Annotated in this window: 1 protein-coding gene; it reads left to right on the top strand. The window is 60.5% G+C overall.

Going from position 1 to position 1,898, the window contains the following annotated elements:
- Positions 1 to 46 precede the first annotated feature (46 nt).
- On the top strand, positions 47 to 1,783 hold the full coding sequence (locus AC1DRJ_RS26020) for a type I secretion system permease/ATPase (RefSeq protein WP_477804681.1): 1,737 nt from the start codon (positions 47 to 49) through the stop codon (positions 1,781 to 1,783).
- The last annotated feature ends 115 nt before the right edge of the window (positions 1,784 to 1,898 follow it).

The raw sequence follows: 1,898 nt of genomic DNA, 5'->3' as shown, positions 1-1,898 counted from the left end.
GAGCTGTAGAGCTGGAAGGAGCCGGCTTTTCGAAGGGGAGATCCAAATGCACAAACAGTCGAGCACCCGTTCCGAACTGGCCGACGCGCTCTTTCGCCTGCGCCGCAGTTTTTACGCGCTAGCAGCGTTCAGTGGCGTCATCAACGTCATGATGTTGACACCCTCCGTATACATGCTGCAGGTCTATGATCGGGCCTTGGTCAGTCGCAACGTCACGACGTTGACGATGTTGACCGTTCTGGTGATAGGCCTGTTCTTGCTGATGTCCACGCTGGAACTGGTCCGCACCCGCATGGTGATCCGAGTCGGAAATTGCCTCGACATGGACCTCAATCGTCGCATCTTCACCGCTGCATTCGAGCGCAACCTGAGCCGCGCCGGAGGTAATCCGGCCCAGGCCCTGCAAGATCTCTCGCAGGTTCGTCAGTTCCTCACTGGCAATAGCCTGTTCGCTTTCTTCGATGCGCCGTGGACACCGCTCTACCTGTTAATCGCCTATCTGATCCACCCGATACTCGGACTGCTCACTCTGATCGGTTCGCTGATTCTGGTGGGATTGGCCTATCTGACCGAGAAAGCGACGCAGAAGCCGCTGGCCGAAGCCAATCAGGCCGCCCTCTCCTCCGCCACCTATGCCAACAACAACCTGCGCAATGCCGAGGTCATCGAGGCCATGGGCATGCTGCCGGCAATCGGCAAGCGCTGGTACCAAAGCCATTTGCGCATTCTGGAAATGCAGACCCTGGCCTCCGACCGCGCAGCCATGATCAGCAGTACCGGGCGCTTCGTGCGTATCACTTTGCAGTCGCTGATCCTCGGCGCCGGTGCGCTGCTGGCGATCGAAGGCAAGATCACCCCGGGGATGATGATTGCCTGTTCGATCCTCACTGGCCGCGCGCTGGGCCCGGTGGAACAAGTCATCGCATCGTGGAAACAACTGCTAGGCTGCCGTTCGGCCTGGGGCCGGCTCAACGAAATGTTGAACGAATATCCGCGCCGGCCACCGAGCATGTCGTTGCAGCGGCCGATGGGCATGCTGGCGGTGGAGAATGTGTATGCCGGTTCCCCCGGAACCAACAACACCATTCTGCGCGGCGTGAGCTTCAGCCTGGTACCCGGCGAAAGCCTTGGCGTTATCGGTCCATCCGCCTCGGGCAAATCCACCCTCGCCCGCCTGCTGGTTGGCGTCTGGCCGGCGCAGGCCGGCAAGGTGCGCCTGGACGGTGCGGACATATTCACTTGGAACAAGGGTGAACTTGGCCCTTGGCTCGGCTACCTGCCACAGGACGTGGAGCTGTTCGAGGGCAGCATCGCCGACAACATTGCGCGCTTTGGTGAAGTGGACAGCGACGCGGTCATCCGCGCTGCCAAGGCCACTGGCGTGCACGAGATGATCCTGCGTTTTGCGCAGGGTTATGACACTCGCCTGAGCACTGATGGCAGCCCGCTTTCCGGTGGTCAGAAGCAACGCATCGCCTTGGCCCGTGCGCTGTATGGCGAACCCAATCTGATCGTGCTGGATGAACCGAACGCCAACCTCGATGACGTCGGCGAAAAGGCCCTGGTCGATGCGCTGGCCAAACTCAAGGAGCGTGGCGCCACCGTCATTCTGATTTCCCATCGTCCCAACGTGCTCTGCGCCGTCGATCAGGTGCTGATGCTGCGCGACGGCGGTGTGCAGATGCTCGGCACGCGTGACGAAGTATTCGCAGCGCTGCGCAAGGCCACTGTAATGCCTGCAGGCACGTCGACCCCGCTGGCCTCTGTCAAATCACGGGAGTGATCGATCATGCAAATGAGCCCACACACCGAGATGATTCATATCGACCCCAAGAACGAGGTGGATCTGAACATCAGTAAACCCGCGCGCTGGGGCATTTGGCTGGTGATCGCCGGCT

This window comes from Pseudomonas sp. P5_B2, from assembly GCF_056400445.1.
The sequence above is the reverse complement of the archived record's forward strand: the minus strand, read 5'-3'. Positions and strand labels throughout refer to the sequence as shown.

Coding starts and splice junctions, on each gene's coding strand:
- AC1DRJ_RS26020 (WP_477804681.1), top strand. CDS start 47: ATGCACAAACAGTCGAGCACCCGTTCCGAACTGGCCGACGCGCTCTTT.